The organism is Microcoleus sp. Pol7_A1, from assembly GCF_036701085.1.
In the GTDB taxonomy this organism is placed as follows: domain Bacteria; phylum Cyanobacteriota; class Cyanobacteriia; order Cyanobacteriales; family Microcoleaceae; genus Microcoleus; species Microcoleus asticus.
The window spans coordinates 1-4,790 of the sequence record NZ_JAUBQD010000130.1; the positions used below are offsets into that span (position 1 = coordinate 1).

General features: G+C 58.6%; 4 protein-coding genes. 1 reads left to right on the plus strand and 3 read right to left on the minus strand.

From position 1 onward, the window contains the following. On the plus strand, positions 1-393 hold a 393-nt coding region (locus QUA20_RS31345), incomplete at its 5' end, for a transposase (protein WP_333194225.1). Positions 394-691: 298 nt separating this feature from the next. Here the strand turns inward: QUA20_RS31345 and QUA20_RS31350 are convergent. The 3 genes from QUA20_RS31350 to QUA20_RS31360 all read right to left on the minus strand — a co-directional run bounded on the left by QUA20_RS31350 (position 692) and on the right by QUA20_RS31360 (position 4,711). Continuing rightward, positions 692-1,015, minus strand: coding sequence for a hypothetical protein (locus QUA20_RS31350; RefSeq protein WP_333194227.1), 324 nt, complete (start codon positions 1,013-1,015; stop codon positions 692-694). A gap of 964 nt (positions 1,016-1,979) precedes the next feature. Then, a complete protein-coding gene (locus QUA20_RS31355) occupies positions 1,980-2,261 on the minus strand; it encodes a hypothetical protein (RefSeq protein WP_333194229.1) in 282 nt (93 codons plus the stop codon). 1,964 nt (positions 2,262-4,225) lie between these two features. After that, complete coding sequence (locus QUA20_RS31360) at positions 4,226-4,711, minus strand: DUF695 domain-containing protein (protein ID WP_333194230.1); 486 nt, start codon at positions 4,709-4,711, stop codon at positions 4,226-4,228. Positions 4,712-4,790 lie beyond the last annotated feature (79 nt).

The window sequence follows — 4,790 nt, forward strand, 5'->3', positions numbered from 1 at the left end:
CTACTGACGGCGACCGCGCTGAGCGCCTCGGTCGGCGAACTCGCGCGTTTCGATTCCGGGCGCCACGTCGCCAGCGCACTCGGCCTGCCGCCACGCGAACACTCCAGCGGCAACACGCGACGACTCGGGCGCATGACCAAACGCGGCGACAGCGACCTGCGCACCCTGCTGATTCACGGCGCACGGTCTGCGCTGCTGGCCGCGAAGCTCGCCCAGAAACAGGGAAAACCGCTCGACCGAACCCAGGAGTGGGCCTTGGCGCTGGCCGAACGCGCCGGCCACAACAAAGCCGCGGTCGCGCTCGCCAACAAGACCGTCCGGCGCCTCTGGGCCGCGGACCGCCACGGCCAGTACTTTGACCCCAACCACCTCAGCGCGCATCGCGCGCACTGAGTCCACACCCCAGACAAACGAACCCACCCCTTCACGCGCTGCACCGCTTCAACCTGATGCCTGTGCGACGGTCCCCGAAGCAGCCAAGCCGATAACTCTTCTGGTCCTCGTGGCCGCTTGAACGAATGGCCCTGCTTCGCGGATCCCATCATGGCTCGGACCAAACGCGTCCAATAAAGCCGAATACACGAATGCAGCCGCTTGCTCAGGCGCAAGAAGAGCGGGTCAGCAGGAACCAAACAACAGCCGACTCGTCAGCGGTTGACGGGGGAGTCCATACATGATGAGTTAGGCCCCACTAGCACGGCCCGTACCGGAGAGCATGAACTACGCCCGCAAAATACTCGGATGCGGTGCCAAAGCCAAGATAGAAGGGCGAGGCAAGGGCCTGCGACAGCAGGAACAGAACAGGCAACAACGCGGCCAGCAGGATCCGATAGCGGATTCGTGGGGTCCAGTAGGGCGGCAAGGTCAAAATTGCGGCCGCGAATGCCGCAAGCGTCCAGAAGGCGAGCTGCTCGTGCCATACGTAGCCTCCACACCAGACCAAGCCAAGGAATACGCCGCTACCTATGGCCGCAAGATAGCCGAGCGAAACGAGCACTTGGAATGATCTTGCCATTGAGGTTGGAGTGGGGCCTAACGCCGCGTTAAGCGGCTGCGGGCCGATACAGCATCAGGAAACACGATAGCCTCTCCCCGCAGTCCGCTTGAACGCATAGTTAGCCATCAACACGGCGAGCCTCAATTTGCAAGACGCGCCTAACCTCTGCCGACGTACAACAGCCGCTCAGATGTAGATCGCGAACAGCGACGGATGCGACCCTTCGAACCAATGCCCACTCTGCCCTCCTACGAAGTGCCTTCTGGTTGAAAAGCCAATCCGCATCACGATGCGTTGCTATGAGAGCGACTAGCGCGGAAAGCTCGTTAAGTGAGGGTGGCAGCTCGGCATCCAACGACAACCCAGTTCGCTCCAAGTAGCTGGAAGCACTGTCGGCGTGCGGTGGTGCAACAGCTGACAAGAGCGCTCCTGCGGCTAACGAAAGCGGGTTTTGCACAACGAAGTATCCCGGCACGCCGAATTCTGCTGGAACGTCAGGCAAAATCTCTACCTGCGCATCAGCCGGCAGCGCGAAGAATGACAACAATGTGCCGAGAGCGCTCATTTGATGGCTAACACCTTGAGTTAAGCCGCGCCGAAGGCGTCGGCTTGAATGATTGGTTAGGCGCTCCGGGCATATGCGCTTGCCCTAGATTGAGCCTCTCCTGTAACTCCGACCACCTTGCCAAATGATGGATCCGCGGTCCGATAGACGATGTACCCCACATGCTGGAGCCGACTACGCCTGATGCAAGTTAATTCCACCCGATGGGACGACTGCCAGTGACTAATGGCACCGGCCGTGCCGACTGCAAGCATGAAGCTATGCCAGTCCTTCTCGGACAGGTGGGGATAGAACTCCACAATGAACGATGAAGGCTCCATGGACGCCTAACGCCGTGTTAAGCCGCCGCGCATGCGCGGACTGGCAGATTGCGAAAGCGGTGACTGCGCGGTCGGCTTGAACACATGGTTAGATTACTCATCGCCAAGCTTCCCGAAGGACCGGAAGAACCGGATGACCAAGAGCGATCGCGCGCTGAGCTGCGGCGGCGACTTGGCTCGCGGCCTGCTCGATGGTGAGAACGTTCGAGCCAACTTCCTCGTACGGTATGAAGCAGACCTCCATTTCGTCAATGCCCTGTGAGGCAGAGAGACGAGATCCAAAGCGCACGTACGAAACGGTGTCCTGAAAGGCGAGTGCCTTTCCACCGATCTGGTCGTCGACTTCGCCGAGGAACACCAGTGGCTGCACACCAGGCATCGTGAGGTCTCGATCGGCAAACGTTAGCCGAAGTAGGTTGCGCCGACCGTTAGCGAAGAGCTGCCCATGAGCAATCTAACGCTGGAGCTAAGCGTCCACATCAATCGCGCAGCGATTGATTGGTCCGCTTGAGCGAGTTGTTAGGCGCAGCCACTCGAAGCGGATGCGCCGGGTTGTTGCGGATGAATGACTCTACCTCGGCAAGCCGATCCGGGAGCGGCGGGCCGTCGGCACTCCTGTAGCTGGAAAAGCGGAAGCCAGCTGCATAGAGAGCCTCGACCTTTGCCCATTGCTCCAAGTCCCGCGACGCAGGCGCTCTGAAGGAGCGCCCCATCTCGAAGATTGCTCCGCCGCAATGGGGACACGACGCCGAGAACTCCGGCCGCGGGGAAACCTTGAAACTCTTGCGGCATTGAAAGCACGCGTGAGCGATCAGGTAGCTTCGAGCGGGATTGCGAGGTACTTTCATCTGCGCCTAACGCCGTGTTAAGCGGCCGCTGACCGCCAGCGGTCCGGAAGAACGAAGCATATCCTCAGCGGTCCGCTTGAACGCATAGTTGGGCCTCAGCGCGAGTGCGCTTTCCGAGCTTCAAGGATTCGAGAGAGCGCAGCCCTGTCCTCGGTGCATCCGACTGCACGGAAGAAGCTCCCTGGCCCGATGGTGCCAGGCTCCATTACTATGCTCGTGCACCGAGAAACCCACAAGGATGCGGTTCGCCCGTCCGATCGCATCTGGCCGGTTACATCGAAGTCGTAGAACACTGACCAAATGGTGCCATCCTGGTCACGTACGACGGTATCGCAGAAGAGGGAATCGTCTCCATGACTGGCATGGCCGGCACGAAATGGCATCTCAGTAGTCAGGGCGGAGGAAAGGCACTCTTGTGGACTCGGCGTGACGACGTGGGCTCCTCTTCGCGGAAGAATTCCACAATCAGTTGCGTCGATGCCTGAAAGCACCAGGACGTCGGCTTCGTATCCGGGATAGCACTGCTGGTCCCAAGGGTCTCCCATCGGGTTGACAGGGCTGGACGTGCACGCGCCGAGCAGTGCTGCGGACACAAGCAAGAAGATTGCGGGAAGCGTTCTCATGAGGTCCAACGCCGAGTTAAGCGGCCGCCGGCCGACCTCGCATCAATGAACATCGAAGCACCTCCCGGCGGTCCGCTTGAACGCATAGTTGGGCATCATCGCGACTACAAGAAAATGGTTGAATAACTTGACTTGCTTGGCGAACCATTCGCCAGGAACTTGTACCCAAACAACTCGGAGCGCACGACAACTGGCACAGCCCAAGCGACCGGGATAGGCTCCCATGCGACTGCATGCGCGACCAGCTGTGTTGTCGTAACAAGATTGCACCGCAACATTCCACGCTCGATGAGGCGCGCTCTAAACTCCAGAGATTGCACTAGCGCAAGAAATAAACCCTTCAGCGCGTGCAAAGTCGTGAGAAGAGTCGCCTGCGAGGCCTTCTGAAAGCGTGAGTGTTTTACTGCATTGTATGCCTTCCACCAGCGGGGCTGCCCAGTCGCAAGCCGCCAAACGTGCCAAGGGTAAGACGATTCACCCCGAGGGAGGTACCAGACAGGCTTCGCGTAGAAGGTATCTGGCCGAAACACTGTACGGAGATCGCCGATGTTTAGATACGGAGGGGCCTGAGAATAGCGCCTCGCCCGAATGACGGTGATGTTCGTGACGTTGTCGTATCTGACGTTGTCCATCGTGGACTTAAGCACGGTTTCCAAGAGGCTACATGCATCGAGCAGAATCGATGCCAAGACCGGCGAGTGGACGCGATTGTGCTCTGGAGCAATCGGCACTACCCGAATGAAGTCTTGAAACCTACGCTCAAGTTCAAGGAAGCTCTCGATTGCGGTGTCAGCGTCTGCGATAGCCATGACTATGAGGCCCAACGCCTGAATTAAGCCGCGCCGCGAAGCGGCGTCGGCTTGAATGAATTGTTAGCCATGGCCGCCGGAGAGACCGGAGAAGAACTCCTCATAGGTCTCCCACGCCGGGTCAGGGGCTGCGTGAATCTCGATTGGATATTCAGGAGAGTCTTTGAGGGCAGCATTGAGCCTGACCATAAACTCATCCTCCGAACGCGCATAGTAGATCCACTCGCGAGAGTTCTCTCCCGTGGAAACCAGCGCTAGAGTAGCGAAGCCATCACCTTCAATGGTGGGCGAAAGTGAGTCCTCCAGCTTGTCCATCATCTGCCGCTCTTTCACAGATGGCATTCCGCTGTCTGACTTATAGTTCCAGACAAGAATGATCCGATCGGGTTGGCTGGAACGGTTGAATTGAGGAGTGAAGGTCTTTACGTACCGAAACACAATGGCGCGGTCCTCAGTATGGTGCCTAGAGACTGCGGTTGCCCACTCCTGGGCAAATGCTTGAGTAGTCATGAGGATGGACAGGAAGATTGTGAGGGCGTGTCTTGTCATGGCTAACGCCTGAATTAAGCCGACCCGCGAAGCGGGTTCGGCTTGAATGAATTGTTAGGCCGTGCACCGATTGATCCTG